The organism is Bradyrhizobium sp. 956_D2_N1_4, from assembly GCF_052076025.1.
In the GTDB taxonomy this organism is placed as follows: Bacteria; Pseudomonadota; Alphaproteobacteria; order Rhizobiales; family Xanthobacteraceae; genus Bradyrhizobium; species Bradyrhizobium barranii.
The window spans coordinates 2,835,675-2,850,497 of the sequence record NZ_CP197237.1 but is presented as its reverse complement, the minus strand read 5'-3'; the positions used below and the strand labels follow the sequence as shown (position 1 = coordinate 2,850,497).

The window sequence follows — 14,823 nt, the reverse complement described above, 5'->3', positions numbered from 1 at the left end:
CACACTCGTCTTGAACGGCCGTACACAACCGGCGCGCGACGGCGATTTTTCTTGCCGCAACTTTCTCAACCCGCGCACGGCCGCGCCAGAACGTGGCTCGCTTCTCAAAAAAAGACCGCGCTCCTGAACGGGAACGCGGTCCATGCAGGCTCGGGAGGAGACGAGCCTGTTTCATGTCTTCAAGCGATTGAGATCAGCGGGCCGTGCCCGTCGTGACGTCCGCGGTCTTGACCTTGCGCGGCGTCAGCACGCGGGCCTGGTGGACCGAAGCGACCGTGGTCGGCACGGTTGCCTGCTGCTCGACATGCGCGGCACCAAGCACGCGCACCTGCAGGGGGGAGACCGGAAAACCGTTGGCCTCATAGGTCGGCAGCTCGGCGGCGAAGGCCGCGGTGCTGCCCGCGATCGTCAGGATGGCGGCGGCGATCGACAGAGTCTTCTTGTTCATTGGTGATGCTCCTGAGTGGAAGGTTCGGAGCACATTTAAGCGCGTTTTGCTGCATTGCGACATACTCTGTTGCATTGCAACAGCGCGCCCGCTGCATGGCAATATGTTTAATGCGCACAAGCGCTTGGTCGAAGCCGCGCCAGACGCGACATGACACTTTTATGGGCGGCGGTCAGGCACCGAGCACATGCCCCCGCGTCCACGCGGCTTATTTCAACGCCGTCGCCAGCGATTGCAGCTTTGCGACGAGATTGGTGCCGAGCGCATAGATGATCTCGATGATCGCCAGCGCGATACCGGCTGCAATCAGACCGTATTCGATCGCGGTGGCGCCGGATTCATCGGCGGCAAATTCGATCAACAGGTATTTCAATTTCACAACTCGCATCCTTCCAACTCTACCGCACGTTGCCGGCACGGGAGAGATACCAAGTCGCAATCCAAGATTGAGTAAATTCAATCCCTTCAATTTGATGACAATGAATGGCTGCCGCTTTTCAGCCACTTGCCGCCCTAAACCGCAGGGAACTCGCGTTGCACCTCGGCAACACCCGCCCGAAAAGCCCCATTTCGCCCATTTGCGCCATTGCGCCGCCACACCATCCTCCGAACAATTGACGCGTCGCGTGCCTGGCTGTGCAAGATTGGTTCAAATAGAACCGTTTGGAGGCAGGGATCATGAATGATCGGCGGTCTCTTCTGGTGGCGGTCTCGTGCCCCTCGGCCGTTCTCGCCGGCTGGCTGGCGCTCTCCCTGTCGGCCTACGCTCCGGCCCTCATCGAGAAAAGCAGCGCCAATGCTTCCGCGGTGTCGCGCGCGAAAGATCTTGGCCGGCTCGAGCTCGCCGACGTCCCGCATGCTGCGGCCATCGAGGATGGCGTCGCCCTGACCGCCGATATCGCGGCCGCTGTCGCTGTGACACCGAATCCGGATCCGGCCCCCGAGGCCGCAACAGCCGAGATGCCCGCCGCCGTCAAGCTCGCCTCGGCCGATTCGGCGCTGATCTTGCCGGCGGAAGCGCCGCCGGCGCTACAGATTTCGCCTGAACCGGCGCCCGTCCTCAGCGAGGCTGCACCAGCAGAAGCCGCACCGGCGCCGGAGCCCGTGATCAAACTCGCATCCGCCGATCCCACCGAGATCGTGACGACAGATGAGCTGTCGCCCGCGGCGATCGCGACCGGCCCAGCGCCTGCCGCGAGCAAGCCGTCGCCGCCGGCCGACACCGTCGCCGTGCTCGATGAGTGCTTTGTCATGGACGCCTGCATCGACCGCTACCTCTGGGCGCTCTACCAGCGCACGGCCAAGGAGGACTCGATCAAGGTCGAGGACCGCCGCGCCGTTACCGTCAAGCGTAGGGGCAAGATGGTCACGGTGATGCGCAGCTTCACAAAGCTGGTCGATCAGGATTTTGGCTGGAAGGATCCGAAAGCGGCCGAGCGCGCCAGCATGCCGATGATGGATTACGTCATCGGCGGCATGGACAAGAGCTTCAAGCGAAAGCTGTTTCGCATGCTGCTCGCAGCCGAGGCCGCCGGCCTGTCGCCGGGCATCACCAGCGCGTTCCGCGACGACTACCGCCAGTCGATCGCGAGCGGCCTGAAGGCCGCCTCCGACCGCTCCTATCATGGCGGCAGCACGCGCGGTGGCTACGGCCACGGCATGGCGGCCGACATCGTCAGCACCCAGGGCAACAACCGCGCGCAGCGCTGGGTCTCGACCGAAATCCTGTGGAAGTGGGTTGACGCCAACGGCAAGGCATTCGGCATTGGCCGGCCCTATCTCGGCCGCGATCCGCCGCATGTCGGCCCGGTCGACGGCCAGGAATACATCTCGAAGCGTGGCACGGGAGACCGCAAGGAAGCGACCAACGTGAGGTCCAAGAAGGTGATGCGGGCCGCGGCCCACGCAAAGCTGCGAAAGACACACGCCGCACGCGAGCAGAAGAGTTTGGCCAAGCCGCAGAAGTCGGCCCAATCGGCCGGCAAGCGCGCGACCTGACCCTGTTACGGCTTCCGCCCGGGGATCGGCAGCGGTACGAGGCGCATCTCGGCGGTGCCTGCGTCTTGCGTGCGCACCAGCACCGCAAAGATGGTTTCGACCGCGAGCCGTACGGCCGCCTGCATCGCCTTGCCCTTGGCCAGATGCGCCGCAATCAGGCCGGTAAGGAGATCGCCGGTGCCTGAGGGGCGGATCGGCAACCGCGGCGTCGCAAAGCGCGACAGCTGGCCGTCGGCGCACAGGATCGTCTCCACCTGCCCTTCTGCCGTGTCAGCGAGCGTGCAGCCGGTAGCGACGACATCGATGCGACGTTGCCCCGCCAGCGCCGCGCAGGCCGTGCGCAGGCTCTGAGTGTCCGCGATCGTGACGCCCGACAGCAGCTCGAGCTCGAACTGGTTCGGCGTGGTCAGGTTGGCGGCCGGCAGCAGCTGGTGCTGCACCACGTCCAGAATGCCGTCGGCAACATAGACGCGGCCGTCATCGCCGATCACGGGATCGCAGAGATAGACCAGCTTCGAATTCCGCGTCAGCGCCCGCTCGACGAAGTCGGCGATCACAGCCGCGTTGCCCGGCGAGCCGAGATAGCCGGTGACCAGCACCGCGGCCTCGTCGACGAGGTCGCGCTCCTCGACGCCTTTCAGGAGATCGGCGACGAGCTCGGTCTCCAGCACCCGCCCGCGCAACGTCGGATAACGCGGATGGTTCGACAGCAGCGTCGTCGGCACCGCCGCGACGTTCACGCCCTCCGCTTGCATGGCATAGGCGGCCGCGCTGTTGCCGACATGGCCGTGGACCACCTGGCTTTGAATGGAGATGACGAGCATTGAGAGGTCCGTAAGATCAAATGCTGAGCGAAGCAAGCGTAGCAGGAACGGCTGGCGTAGCCCGGATGGAGCGAAGCGCAATCCGGGGTTCTCAGATCGCGGCATGAATCCCGGATTACGCTGCGCTCCATCCGGGCTACAAGTTTAGAGCATCTCATACCCCAGCCCCGGCCGCAGCGCCTGCATCTTCCGCGCCAGCCGCCGGTGCCCCGTCTCCTCCGACCGCGCCAGCCGGTCGGCGATCGCGACATGGTCCGTATCGCTCTTGTGCTGATTGAGCTTGGCCTGCCCCTCGACGGTGTCGACCACGAGATCGACGACCCGGATCGCAGCCAGCATGCTCTCGCGCTTGCCCGGCTCCATTTGCGCGAGGTCCCAGGGCTGCTTCGGCAACCGCGCCTCGGACACCGCAAGCAGCGCATCGCCATGCCCGCGGTTCTCGTCCAGTCCGCGCAGATGCGCCACGCCCGACAGGTGCACGGCCTCGTAGAGCCAGGTCGAGACATTGTCGCGCGAAGAGTACCAGTCGTTGGAGATGTAGGCGTCGTCGCCGGCAACGATCAGCAGGAAGCGCCGCGTGCCGTCCGCAAGCGACACGAGCGGATTCTTGGCGGTGAAATGGATCTGCACGATCACCTGCCCGTTGCGCCAGTCCAGCACGAACGGCACGTGCGAGGCCCGCGGACCGTGCTCGTCCGCCGCGACGATCATGCCGAAGCCGCGCTGCCCCGCAAATTCCAGCGCACGCTGCTCCTCGATGCGAAACTGGGGGCGAAGCACATGCATGGCACGGGTCTCAATGGCTCGAATAGGGAACGGCGAGCGAAGGCTAACCCATGACCCGGCAAACTCTGAAGAATAATCGGCCCGCAAACGCCGATGTCAGCAATGCCTCAGCGCCGCGCCAGCGTCGCAAGATAGGCGCAGAACATGTCGGCCATGGCATCGGCATAGGCTGCGATCTCCGTCTCGCTCCGCGTCTCTTCCGAAAAACTCTTGCCGACCTCGCTCAGCGTCGCCGTGATCAGCTCGCCGGCAAGGATACGCGTCGCATCCGAGGCTTTCGGCAGCGCCTCCCGCATGAACGCGGCGACGATCCCCTCGCCGGCTGCCCGGGCGTCCTGCGCCTCGGGCGCGTCGCGATACAGCGGTGCAGCGTCACTGAGTGCGACGCGGATCGCGGCCTCCTCGCACTCGGAACGAATGAAGGCGTGGACCAGCGCGCGCAGCCGCGCCGGTGGCGGCTTCGCCGCATCCGCGAGGATCCCGCGCAACAGCTCGCTCGTGCGCCGCCACTCGTCGCTCTGGAGGCGGAACAGGATCGCCGCCTTGTTCGGAAAATATTGGTAGAGCGATCCGACGCTCACACCGGCCCGCTCCGCCACCCGCGCCGTAGTGAAACGCTGCGCTCCCTCCTTGGCCAGGACCTGAACAGCGGCATCCAGAATCGCGGCCACCAGCCCGCTCGATCGGGCCTGTTGCGGCTGTTTTCGTGAGGAAATTGAACGGCTTCGGCGGTCGGCCATGGCGTGCTCGGGCAATGCGAATAGGAAATGCGACGAATTAGTCGTATTTCAATCCCTGCGCAAGCACGCGCTTCTTCGCGAACTCCGGAGACATAAAATGACCACCCCGACCATCACAACGCTTGCGCCGCTGCTGGATCGCCTGTTTGACGAGGCCGAAGCAACCAGGGGTGCAACACACGCCGCCGTCGCCGATTTGTCCGACGCAGACCGGGCGCGGATGATGCGGAGCAAAACCGATTACCGCGACCTCTACGCACGCTTGAAGGACGCACCGCTGGCGGTCTCTCGCGAGACAGGTCACCTGCTCTACATGCTGGCGCGCAGTTCGCGCGCCAAGGCGATCGTCGAGTTCGGGACCTCGTTCGGCATCTCGACCCTGCACCTTGCCGCAGGCTTGCGCGACAATGGCGGCGGCCGTCTCATCACCAGCGAGTTCGAGCCGTCCAAGGCGGCACGGGCACGGGACAATCTTTCGGCTGGTGGGCTGATCGATCTCGTCGAAATCCGCGAGGGCGATGCGCTGAAGACGCTCAGCGCCGATCTGCCCGACACGATCGACCTCGTGCTGCTCGACGGCGCCAAGGCGCTCTACCCGGAGATCCTGGATCTGGTCGAAGGCCATCTCAAGCCGGGCGCGATCATCGTCGCCGACAATGCCGACGACAGCCCCGACTATCTCGCGCGCGTACGCAGGCCCGCAAGCGGTTACATGTCCACGCCCTTCGCCGAAGACGTCGAGCTCTCCGTGCGGATCAGCTGACGTTGCATAAAATCGACACTCCGAGCTGTCGTGCGATCTGTCGCGCGGCGGCTTCGTCTTTTCGGCGAAACAGCCAAAACTCCGGCAAACCGCCGCGAACAGGCTCCGGCCTGTCGCAGGCTCGTCACTCACACGTGATACCTCCACCCGCCAAAAGCCATGTTCCGCGTGCTAAACATACCTACCGCGCGGTATCTTTCGCGCGCCACATCTGAGCTCGCCATGACCTCCGCCTTCAATGCCTACGCAGCGCTTGCCCTCGCCATCGTCTTCGAGGTGACCGCGTCCGCCTTCCTGCAGCAGTCCGCGCAGTTCACGCGGCCATGGCCGACGCTGGCCATGGTGCTGTTCTACGTCGCCTCGTTCTACGCGCTGTCGGTGGCGATCCGGGTCATTCCGCTCAGCATCGCCTACGCGATCTGGGGCGGCGTCGGCATTATTCTGACCGCGACCGTCTCCTTCGTGCTGTTCCGCCAGATGCTGGACGCCGCAGCCTTCGTCGGCATCGGACTGATCGTGTCAGGGGTCGTGGTCATCAACCTGTTCTCGCAGACGACGGCGCATTGATGCCGGCCAGCGCCTACACCCGCGCCAAGCAGCCCGAGCAGGTCCGGCGCGCCCTGCTCGACCATGCCGCGGCGATCGCCATGGATCACGGCGTATCGGGGATCACGGTGCAGGCGGTGGCGGCGGCGGCCGGCGTCACCAAGGGCGGGCTGTTCCATCATTTCGGCAGCAAGCAGGCGCTGATCGAGGGCCTGTTCGCCGATCTTCTCGCCCGCGTCGATGCCGAGATCGACGCCGCTATCGAAGCGGACCCGAAGCCGCGCGGCAGCTTTACGCGGGCCTATGTCAATGCGGTCTTCACCGGCAAGGCCTTCGGCTTTGCGACGCCCTGGGCGGCGCTGAGCATGGTCGTGGTCACCGATCCGTCCCTGCGCCGGCTCTGGAACGACTGGATGAAGGCGCGCCTGAAGCGTCACCGTACGACCGACGCGGCGCCCGAACTCCACGTCGTGCGCCTCGCCGCCGACGGCGCCTGGCTGTCATACATCACGACGGGACAGACGCGCATGGGCGCGGACTTGCGTGCCGTGCACGACCGCCTGATCGCACAGACCTATCGGCGCGGATAGCCGGAACGACGGCTATTGGCTCTGCACCGCCTTGGGCGGACGCGGCGCGGATTTGGCCGGCTTTGCACCGGACTTGGCCGCCGCGCGCGGCGGCGGTTCGTCGACGGACACCAGATAGGCGGCGAGCGCCTTGGCGGAGTCGGGGCTGGTTACGTAATGGTCCTTCAGGAACCAGGCGAGCGTCAGGCTAAAGCGCCCTTTCGCCAATCCCCGCGGGCTGCGATGGCAGGTCGCGCAGCCGTCCGCGAAGAGCTTTGCGGCCGGCTTGCCGGCATCGAGATTTTGCGCGGACGCGACCGTCACCGTCAGCGCCGCGGCTGCGAGAGTCACCAGGGGCGCGATCACGTCGCGCCCCGGTCGAAACAGCGAAATCAATGTCGCCCCCTAGAGCGTTTTCGAGCGAAGTGGATTCCGGTTCGCGTAAAGAAAACGCGTCAAAAGAAGAATCGGCCCCGTCGCGCGGTCACGCCGCCAACAGCTGATCGAATTCGGGCGGAGTGTAGGCCTTGCCGTCCGGGTCGGTGATGACGACCTTCCATCCCTCGCTCGCCCATACTTTTGCCTTCGCCACGATGAGCAACCGGCTCTCGCGGGCAAAACTGCACTTCTCATTGTCGCGTTCTGCGACCATTTTATAGGCCAATGCGCATCCCCTTGCCTCGCCCTGCACCAGCTCCCCTCGTGGCAGCGGGCTTTGGCGGCAATTCGCCGGGAGCGTGGCAATTTGGTGCCATCGACGGCAGCATTGTGCCCTGGTTCCAACTGAGCGACGGAGATTGATCGTGCGCAGCATCAAAAATGCGATTCTGCTTGCCGCGGGCTTGCCTGGCGTGGCGCTGCTTGCCACCGGACCTGCGCGGGCGCAGACTTACGATCCGCGCTATCCCGTCTGCATCGAAATCTACACCATCGACGGCAGCAGCATCGATTGCAGCTTCACGTCGATCGCGCAGTGCGCCGCGACTGCTTCCGGGCAGTCTGCCCAGTGCTACGCCAACCCTTATGCCCTGCGGAGCCGGCCACCGGGCCCTGGTCCATCGCCGCCGCGACGGAACCGTTAGGGGATCGCGATCCGCTTAGTGGACGCGGATGATATGGGGACGGCCGAGATCGATCAGCCCCTGCACCGCCGAGAGACGGTCGTCCAACGCTGCGATGGTCAGCAACAGGTTGTTGCGGCGCTCGTCGAGCATGCCCATCTCGGCACCGGTGAGCTTCGTGCTCGTCCGCTCCTTGTGAATTCCGTCGAGGGATTTGCGCAGCCCGGCGATCAGGCTGGACAGCTGTTTGGCCTCCTTGGTCATCGACCGCTTCGCGACATTTTGGCGGCGTGTCTCCGCCTGGCTCTGTCTCATCGTCATCCTCCCGTTGCCCCGCTGCCCCGAGTGGATGCTTACAGCTTTGAGTACACATATTACGATCGATGAAATCTGCCCGCGAAGAACTTTCTTAAATTGGACAAGCCGGGAACCTGACTCGAACCAAACGGAAAGCCCGGCGCGAGGACCGGGCTTTCGTTGGCAACGCCAGGGCTGTTTGAGCGTCAGCTCGCTTGCAGCATGAACCCGTCGAAGTACGCCGCGAGCGCAGAAAAAGCGTCGATCGGAAGGACCTGCGCGACATATTGGTCGGGGCGCACCACGACGATGCAGCCAGCCCTCCGATCGATACCGCGCATGGTGAAAACGTCCTGGCCGCTCTTGAGGTCCGGACAGAACATCTTCTCGTAGTCGATCAAGCCGTGTCGCCCCTTGCGCGGCAGCAGCAGCGCCGGCATCGCCTCCACGGCGAGCGCGCGATGATCCTGCTGGAAGACGGCACGCAGGTCGATCACGCTGTCGATGTCGGCTCCAGCGGGCGTATGGCGACGGACCGGCGATTCACGGGCCTCTGCGAGAAAATCACACAGCGCGCGGATCGCCGATCCCGCGGCGGCGGGATCCTCCGCGGGCGAAAACGCGTAGACGCGGAAGCGGCCATCGGCCTGCGCGGCATGGCCGAGATGCACCGGCTTGGCGTCCGCAAGCCGGATCACCGGCGCGGAATGGAAGCGCGTGCCGATGACGAGGCCTTCGGCAAGATGCTGGTGTGATGTCGCGCCAGTGAGGGGCGACGGCCGGTAATGCGTCGCCGTGCCCGCGGTATAGCGCCCGTGCCTGACGAAATAGTCCTGCGTCCTGGCCGCATCGGCACCACCGGCCTTGGCGGCGGAGGCGAGAATGCCCGCCCATTCGCGGTCGAAATCGATCAGCTCCTTCGCCACCGCCTGGCGCTCGGCCGAATAGGAATGCAAGAGGCCCGATGCACACTGCCCCCGGAGGACGGCGGCGAGCTTCCAGCCGAGATTGAAAGCGTCCTGCATCGAGACGTTCATGCCCTGCCCCGCCTTCGGGCTGTGGGTATGGCAGGCATCGCCGGCGATGAAGATGCGCGGGAGGCGCGAGGCGATCTCGGCCTCCGGAACGTCGTCGAACTTGTCGGTCAGGCGCTGGCCGATCTCGTAGACCGACCACCAGGCGATCTCCTTCACATCCAACGTGTGCGGCTTCAGGATCCGCCGCGCTTTCGCGATCACGTCATCGGCGGTGATGTTTCGATTGGCGACGCGCTCGCCGACATCGAGCTTTGCGAGCTCGACATAGAGGCGGACCATGTAGCCGCCTTCGCGCGGAATGATCAGCAGGCTGCCGTCCTTCGCCGACTGGATCAGGGCCTTGAAGCGGATGTCGGGAAAATCGGTCACCGCCAGCACGTCCATCACGCCCCAGGCGTGGTTGGCGGAATCGCCATGCAGCTCGCGGCCGATCGATTTGCGCACCGTGCTGCGCGCGCCGTCGCAGCCGACGACGTAGCGCGCCCTGATCGTCTCCACCTTCCCCTCATTGCCGGCATCGGCACGTTCGAGGCGCACCGTCACGGCATGGTTGGCGGGACCTGCCGCCGGATCGACCTCGAGGTCGAGCAGGCGCCGGTTGTAATGCGGTTCGAGCTTGGCCGGCGATTTGCGCATGAGATCGAGAAAGCCGTCATGGATGCGCGCCTGGTTGAGGATGACATGCGGGAATTCAGACAGCCCGTCCTCGACATCCTGCACACGCCCGCTGCGGACGATCGTCTCGGGCTTCCGTTCGTCCGGCTTCCAGAACGTGGTCTCGTTAACCCAATAGGCTTCCTTCAGCACGCGCTCGCTAAACCCATAGGCGTGGAACATCTCCATGGTGCGGCAGGCGATGCCGTCGGCCTGCCCGACCAGCAAACGGCCCGGCTTCTGCTCGACGATGCAGGTCTTGATGTCGCCGAATTGCGCAAGCTGGGCCGCGAGCGTCAGGCCCGCAGGGCCGCAGCCGACGATGAGGACATCGACCTCTTCAGGCACGGCCCCGGCTGCGCCCGAAGCCTGAATACGTTCGGCGGGATCGGCGATTTCAGGATCGCCCGGCTGAAATCCATTGAGATGGAATTGCATGAGCACCTCTCCCGTCAACGTCTTCTTCGATATTGCTCAGTATGCTGACTATCAGTATACTTGTCAACGATCCGCGCATTCCCTGCCGCAACGGAGAATTCGGTGAAAGACAACAACGACATGCCCGGGCACCTGGCGCGCCGGTTCCAGCAGATCGCGGTGGCGGTGTTTCTGGCCGAAGTCGGCGAAGCCGGCTTCGACCTCACGCCGGTGCAATACGCGGCCCTTGCGACCATCAAGGCCAATCCGGGGCTCGACCAGGTGACGCTCGCAGGATTGATCGCCTACGACCGCACCACCATCACCGGGGTCATCGACCGCCTCGTCCAGAAAGGCCTTGCCGAGCGCCGCGCCTCCAGCCGCGACCGCCGCGCCCGCGAGCTCGAAATCACCGACGAGGGCCGACGCACGCTGCGCAAGATCACTCCGGCGGTGGAGTCCGCCCAGCGCGTCATGCTGCGCGGCCTCAGCGCGAAGGAAGGTGAAGAGCTGATGCGGCTGCTGCGCAAGGCCATTGCCGCCGGCAATGAGCTCAGTCGCGCCCCGCTGCGCGAGCTGGAGGCATGAACCCCGTATTTCCATCCGTAATTGTCGCAGTGCCGCGAAACCTGGAACTAACCTTCGGCTGCTAGGGTCGGCAACATTCGGCGTTTAACGCGCGATTTACTTTGCCGCTCGGGAGTTTCGGATGTTCAGGTTCCTCATTGCGGCGACGGCCATCGCGCTCTCGGCCGGCCCAGCGCTTGCTAACGGCCATGGCGGCGGCGACCCTGCTCCGCCGAAGCCCGAGGCCACGACCGCACCGGCAAAGGTGGTCCTGACCAAGCAGGGCCCCACGCTCGTCGACCTCAAGGGCATGACGCTCTACACTTACGAGCGCGACACCACCGGCAAGACGTCGAACTGCAACGGCAAGTGTACCGAAAGCTGGGTCCCGCTATCCGCTACGGTCGACGCCAAGGCCATCGGCGACTTCACCGTGATCAGCCGCAACGACGGCAGCAAGATGTGGGCGTACCGCTATCGTCCGCTCTACACCTCGCCGGCCGACAAGGCGCCAGGCGATGCCAACGGCAATGCCACGACGCTGCAATGGCGCGTCGCCCGGCCTGAGAACTAGGTCTCAACCGGCAGCCCTGCCCACGACGAAAGCCTCGTGAGCAGTGGAATAACCGATCGCACCGCGCTTAGCCGCGCCAGCTAGACCCCGCGTCGACCCGTGCATTCTGCCCGGGCGGCAGCACCACCACCGTGGCATTCAGCTTCACCCGGTCGAACAGATCGATCACGTCCTCGTTGCGCATCCGGATGCAGCCGGACGAGATCGCCTGCCCGATATATTCCGGCTGGTTGGTGCCGTGGATACGGTAGAGCGTGTCCTTGTTGCCGAGGTAGAGGTAGATGCCCCGCGCGCCCAGCGGATTGGCGGGGCCACCGGCGACGCGCGCCGGATACGGTCCGAGCCGCGCCTGGATCTCCGCTGTCGGAACCCAGTCGGGCCATTCCGCCAGACGGCCAACGCGCGCGACGCCGGAGAAGGCCATGGCTTCCTCGCCGACCGCGACGCCGTAGCGGATCGCCTTGCCTTCGGGCAGCACGAAATAGAGGTAGCGCGCATCGGTATCGACCAGGATCGTGCCCGGCTGCTCCTTGCGCGGGTAGTCGACGATATGACGGAGATATTGCTCAGGCACGTTCGCCTGCGCGTAGGGCGTGTGCGCAAGCAACTGCCGGTCGCGCGGCGTCATGCTCGCGTCCGTCGATGGAGAAAGCGTCGTCTGCATGCAGCCGGCGAGCGGAAGCATGGCAATGACGAACAATACGATTCGAGATTTTGGCACCACCGGCCCCCCGATAGCGGATAGCAGCACCCCCAGCGCCGCTAGATGCTGCCCAAATCGTGCTGAAAAAAAGGCAATGCGGAACACGTGCACGTGTTTGGCCGCCCCGGTTCCATCACCACAAACGGCGAAGAAGCGTCGCACAGTCTCCATCCCCTCGCCTTGCTTTGGTCAAACCCGGCTGGACTCGTGGGTCATCGTGCGGACTCATCGGATTTGGGATGGGTTCACCTCGACAGATCGGCTCGCGCCAATGCGGACGCCCATACTTTAAACACTCGGACTTCAAAGGAGCTGCGATGCTCGCGACGCTGAACTCTAGGCAAATCGTCGATGAGATCGTGAAGGACACGGTCAAGGACAACGATCCGCACGACGCCGTTGAGATTTCACCCGACATGGTGCTGGCTTCGCGCCCCATCAGTGGTGCGCCCGCGTTGGCCCCTGAGATCGCAACCCGTCCAGAGCCGAAAATAGATCCGAAGTTCACGCCGGAGCGCACCGTCAATCCGGAGCCGAAGTTCAGTCCCGTCCTGGAGCCGCAGACGGCAGCCCCCTCGGTCGACACCGCCGTGCGCGTCGCGGCCAGCGATGGTCGCAACCGGCAGAAGCGATCCTCCGCCGGCAAATGGCTGCGCGGCGCGTTCATCATGATCTTGTTTGCGGGCGGAAGCGCGGCCGTCGCCTGGGAGAAACATGGCGACACGGCCAGGCAGATGCTCGACGAATGGAAACCAGCATTGACTGCGTTGACCTCGCTGCTGCCTTCGACATCGCGAACGGCGGCACCGGTGACCGCCGCGCCCGTCACCGCCGCGCAGGCCGCGCCGCCCGCGGAGCCAGCCGTAACGGATCAAGCGACCGATCAATCTGCTCAACCTGCGCCGCCGCCTCCGGTTCAGGTTGCAGCAGCAGCACCTGTCGCAACACAGCCCGATCCCGCGCAATCGGTCCAATCGATGACGCGCGATCTCGCAGCGATGGCGCAGCAGATCGAAGCGCTCAAGGCCAACATTGCCGAGTTGAAGGCCGGGCAGGAGCAGATCGCGCGCGAGATGGCGAAACCGCCCGCGCCAAAGCCGGTGGCTGAGGCCAAGCGGGTCGATTCGCGCGCGCGCGTGTCCACGCTCCCGCCGCGATCTCCGGCGCCTCCGGTTCGCAAGCCGAAGCCTGTCGTGTCGCAAACCTACATGCCGGCCTATTCGCCCGCGCCGCCTGCACCTTCGCAGGCTGCCGCGGTCGCGCCGACGGCAGCACCGGTCGCCACGACGCAAGCCGTTGCCGATGACGACGGACCTGTCGTGCGTCCGCCGATGCCGCTGCGCTAGATCAGGCGCCGACGCAGCGTCGCTGTCGCGACGTCGTCCAAGCTGTCCGAGTCGATGCGACGCGTTGAGTCCGGGCAATTACGGAGACCGATATTTCGATCGTCTTCCGTCAAGAGAAAAGGCCGTCGGGATTTATGCCGCCGGCCTTCTCTTGCAGCTGCCGGTTCCCGGAGCCCGGTTCTGCTGCAATTTCATGCCTTATGATCACGTCGACATATTTAATAAAATCTTAACGCCCGCGAATGCTGCACATGATTTCTGCGCCATAAGCACAGAGATTGCGCGACCCGTTCATTCGAAAATATCGACTCAGTGGTATCATCCGAGCTGTGTTGAGACTTCCACTGAAGCTCACGTCGTCACACCGGGGAAATCGAATGCCCTACTATTCCTTCGATCTCGTGGTTGGTGAAGAGTTCAAGAACCAGGGTGGAATCATCCTCGAAGACATCGAGGTCGCTTCCGATCGCGCCGTTCAATTGGCTACCGAGCTGTCGCAGGTGAAGCCGGAGCTGCAACGGAAGGGTTGCGCGGTGCGCGTCACCGATCGCGATCACAACGAGGTCTATCGCACGCCGCTCGATCCCGTGCCGGCCTGGCGACGCTAGGCCACAGCGTTTTCGAGCGATTTGGAAACCGGTTCGCGTAAAAGCGCGTCGAACCGTGACTCAAAAGCATCGTTCCTATTCATCGGAACGGGGCCTTAGTCGTCCAGCTCCGGCGGCTCGAACCAGTTCGTCAGCGACAATCCGCCGTCGACGACGAAGGCTGCGCCGGTGACGTAACCCGAGAGCTTGTTCGACAGCACCGCAAGCGCCATCGGCGCGAGGTCCTTGGCCTCGCCGAGACGCCCGAGCGGAATGTGCTTCGCCAGCGAGGCATCGGCAACGAACCCGCCCGCCGCGATCGCGCCGGGCACCAGCGCGTTGACGCGGATGTCGTGACGCCCGAGCGTCTTCGCGAGCTCCTTCACCAGCATCGCCATTCCCGCCTTCGCCGTCGAATAATGCGGCAGGTTGCGCGGCGTGCCCGCGTGCAGCGAGGTGAGAAACAGGAACGAGCCCGGCCGTTTCGCCGCGATCAGCCGTTTTGCCAGCCCGCGCGCCAGATGGAATCCGGCATCGAGATTGACGGCATGCATCTCCTGCCAGGTCTTGCGATCGACCGCGAGCGCATGATCGGCCTCGCGCCGCGGCGGCGATGCACTGTGCACGAAATGCGAGACCTCGCCGAGCCCCTCTGCGGCGGCCAGCAGGGCATCGCAAGCGTCTGACCTGGCGAGATCGCCGACCCACGGCACCGCCAGTTCAGGCCTGCAGCTCGCGCTGATCGCCGCGCTCACCCGTTCCAGGCTCACATCGGCGAACACGGTCCGAACGCCCTCGCCGACCAGCGCCTGCGCAATCGCGCGGCCGATGCCGTTGCCTGCGCCGGTGACGAGGGCCGTATCGCGTGCGGGGTCGAACGGCGTGCTCAACAGGCTCATGTCGCTC

General features: G+C 64.7%; 20 protein-coding genes. 9 read left to right on the top strand and 11 right to left on the bottom strand.

Going from position 1 to position 14,823, the window contains the following annotated elements:
• Nucleotides 1-193: 193 nt before the first annotated feature.
• Entirely contained in the window at nt 194-448 is a 255-nt protein-coding gene (locus AB7535_RS13060) for a hypothetical protein (RefSeq protein ID WP_028161188.1), read from the bottom strand.
• A 208-nt stretch (nt 449-656) separates the two neighbouring features.
• Nucleotides 657-821, bottom strand: coding sequence for a Flp family type IVb pilin (locus AB7535_RS13055; RefSeq protein ID WP_439037340.1), 165 nt, complete (start codon nt 819-821; stop codon nt 657-659).
• Nucleotides 822-1,126: 305 nt separating this feature from the next.
• Here AB7535_RS13055 and AB7535_RS13050 point away from each other — a divergent pair, with 305 nt between their 5' ends.
• Nucleotides 1,127-2,446 (top strand): hypothetical protein, encoded by a 1,320-nt coding sequence (locus tag AB7535_RS13050; RefSeq protein WP_439036425.1) that lies wholly within the window; start codon nt 1,127-1,129, stop codon nt 2,444-2,446.
• Between the two features lie 5 nt (nt 2,447-2,451).
• Here AB7535_RS13050 and pdxY read toward each other — a convergent pair whose 3' ends face one another.
• The 3 genes from pdxY to AB7535_RS13035 form a co-directional block, all read right to left on the bottom strand.
• On the bottom strand, nt 2,452-3,270 hold the full coding sequence (gene pdxY, locus AB7535_RS13045) for a pyridoxal kinase (RefSeq protein WP_439036424.1): 819 nt from the start codon (nt 3,268-3,270) through the stop codon (nt 2,452-2,454).
• A 144-nt stretch (nt 3,271-3,414) separates the two neighbouring features.
• The gene (locus AB7535_RS13040; RefSeq protein WP_439036423.1) at nt 3,415-4,056 is read right to left on the bottom strand and encodes an FMN-binding negative transcriptional regulator; all 642 of its coding nucleotides are present in this window, start codon (nt 4,054-4,056) and stop codon (nt 3,415-3,417) included.
• A gap of 107 nt (nt 4,057-4,163) precedes the next feature.
• Complete coding sequence (locus AB7535_RS13035; protein ID WP_085399039.1) at nt 4,164-4,796, bottom strand: TetR family transcriptional regulator; 633 nt, start codon at nt 4,794-4,796, stop codon at nt 4,164-4,166.
• Nucleotides 4,797-4,893: 97 nt separating this feature from the next.
• Between AB7535_RS13035 and AB7535_RS13030 the strand changes: the two genes are divergently transcribed.
• The 3 genes from AB7535_RS13030 (at nt 4,894) to AB7535_RS13020 (ending at nt 6,695) form a co-directional block, all read left to right on the top strand.
• Entirely contained in the window at nt 4,894-5,559 is a 666-nt protein-coding gene (locus AB7535_RS13030; RefSeq protein ID WP_439036422.1) for an O-methyltransferase, read from the top strand.
• 222 nt (nt 5,560-5,781) lie between these two features.
• Complete coding sequence (locus AB7535_RS13025) at nt 5,782-6,126, top strand: DMT family transporter (RefSeq protein WP_014495640.1); 345 nt, start codon at nt 5,782-5,784, stop codon at nt 6,124-6,126.
• Nucleotides 6,126-6,695, top strand: a complete 570-nt coding sequence (locus AB7535_RS13020) for a TetR/AcrR family transcriptional regulator (RefSeq protein ID WP_071914440.1) — start codon at nt 6,126-6,128, stop codon at nt 6,693-6,695. Before AB7535_RS13025 ends, AB7535_RS13020 begins: the two co-directional genes overlap by 1 nt.
• A 12-nt stretch (nt 6,696-6,707) precedes the next feature.
• Here the strand turns inward: AB7535_RS13020 and AB7535_RS13015 are convergent, their stop codons facing one another.
• Both AB7535_RS13015 and AB7535_RS13010 read right to left on the bottom strand, forming a co-directional pair.
• Entirely contained in the window at nt 6,708-7,070 is a 363-nt protein-coding gene (locus AB7535_RS13015; protein WP_208086558.1) for a hypothetical protein, read from the bottom strand.
• 88 nt (nt 7,071-7,158) lie between these two features.
• The gene (locus AB7535_RS13010) at nt 7,159-7,365 is read right to left on the bottom strand and encodes a hypothetical protein (RefSeq protein WP_439036421.1); all 207 of its coding nucleotides are present in this window, start codon (nt 7,363-7,365) and stop codon (nt 7,159-7,161) included.
• Nucleotides 7,366-7,477: 112 nt separating this feature from the next.
• On the opposite strand from AB7535_RS13010, the gene AB7535_RS13005 reads away from it, so the two are divergent.
• Nucleotides 7,478-7,756, top strand: a complete 279-nt coding sequence (locus tag AB7535_RS13005) for a DUF3551 domain-containing protein (RefSeq protein ID WP_439036420.1) — start codon at nt 7,478-7,480, stop codon at nt 7,754-7,756.
• A 15-nt stretch (nt 7,757-7,771) separates the two neighbouring features.
• On the opposite strand, the gene AB7535_RS13000 is transcribed toward AB7535_RS13005, so the two are convergent.
• Nucleotides 7,772-7,999 (bottom strand): hypothetical protein, encoded by a 228-nt coding sequence (locus tag AB7535_RS13000; RefSeq protein WP_224580733.1) that lies wholly within the window; start codon nt 7,997-7,999, stop codon nt 7,772-7,774.
• 239 nt (nt 8,000-8,238) lie between these two features.
• Nucleotides 8,239-10,161: an FAD-binding monooxygenase gene (locus AB7535_RS12995; protein ID WP_439036419.1), complete on the bottom strand. Its 1,923-nt coding sequence runs from the start codon at nt 10,159-10,161 to the stop codon at nt 8,239-8,241.
• A gap of 102 nt (nt 10,162-10,263) precedes the next feature.
• Here AB7535_RS12995 and AB7535_RS12990 point away from each other — a divergent pair, with 102 nt between their 5' ends.
• Nucleotides 10,264-10,728, top strand: coding sequence for a MarR family winged helix-turn-helix transcriptional regulator (locus AB7535_RS12990; protein ID WP_014495648.1), 465 nt, complete (start codon nt 10,264-10,266; stop codon nt 10,726-10,728).
• 121 nt (nt 10,729-10,849) lie between these two features.
• Nucleotides 10,850-11,281 (top strand): COG4315 family predicted lipoprotein, encoded by a 432-nt coding sequence (locus AB7535_RS12985; protein WP_085399034.1) that lies wholly within the window; start codon nt 10,850-10,852, stop codon nt 11,279-11,281.
• 67 nt (nt 11,282-11,348) lie between these two features.
• Here AB7535_RS12985 and AB7535_RS12980 read toward each other — a convergent pair whose 3' ends face one another.
• Nucleotides 11,349-11,966 (bottom strand): L,D-transpeptidase, encoded by a 618-nt coding sequence (locus tag AB7535_RS12980; protein ID WP_166105773.1) that lies wholly within the window; start codon nt 11,964-11,966, stop codon nt 11,349-11,351.
• A gap of 335 nt (nt 11,967-12,301) precedes the next feature.
• On the opposite strand from AB7535_RS12980, the gene AB7535_RS12975 reads away from it, so the two are divergent.
• Nucleotides 12,302-13,330, top strand: a complete 1,029-nt coding sequence (locus AB7535_RS12975) for a hypothetical protein (protein WP_439036418.1) — start codon at nt 12,302-12,304, stop codon at nt 13,328-13,330.
• Between the two features lie 377 nt (nt 13,331-13,707).
• Nucleotides 13,708-13,938, top strand: a complete 231-nt coding sequence (locus tag AB7535_RS12970) for a DUF6894 family protein (RefSeq protein WP_027530842.1) — start codon at nt 13,708-13,710, stop codon at nt 13,936-13,938.
• Between the two features lie 95 nt (nt 13,939-14,033).
• Here AB7535_RS12970 and AB7535_RS12965 read toward each other — a convergent pair whose 3' ends face one another.
• Nucleotides 14,034-14,816, bottom strand: a complete 783-nt coding sequence (locus AB7535_RS12965; RefSeq protein WP_439036417.1) for an SDR family NAD(P)-dependent oxidoreductase — start codon at nt 14,814-14,816, stop codon at nt 14,034-14,036.
• Nucleotides 14,817-14,823: the final 7 nt, after the last annotated feature.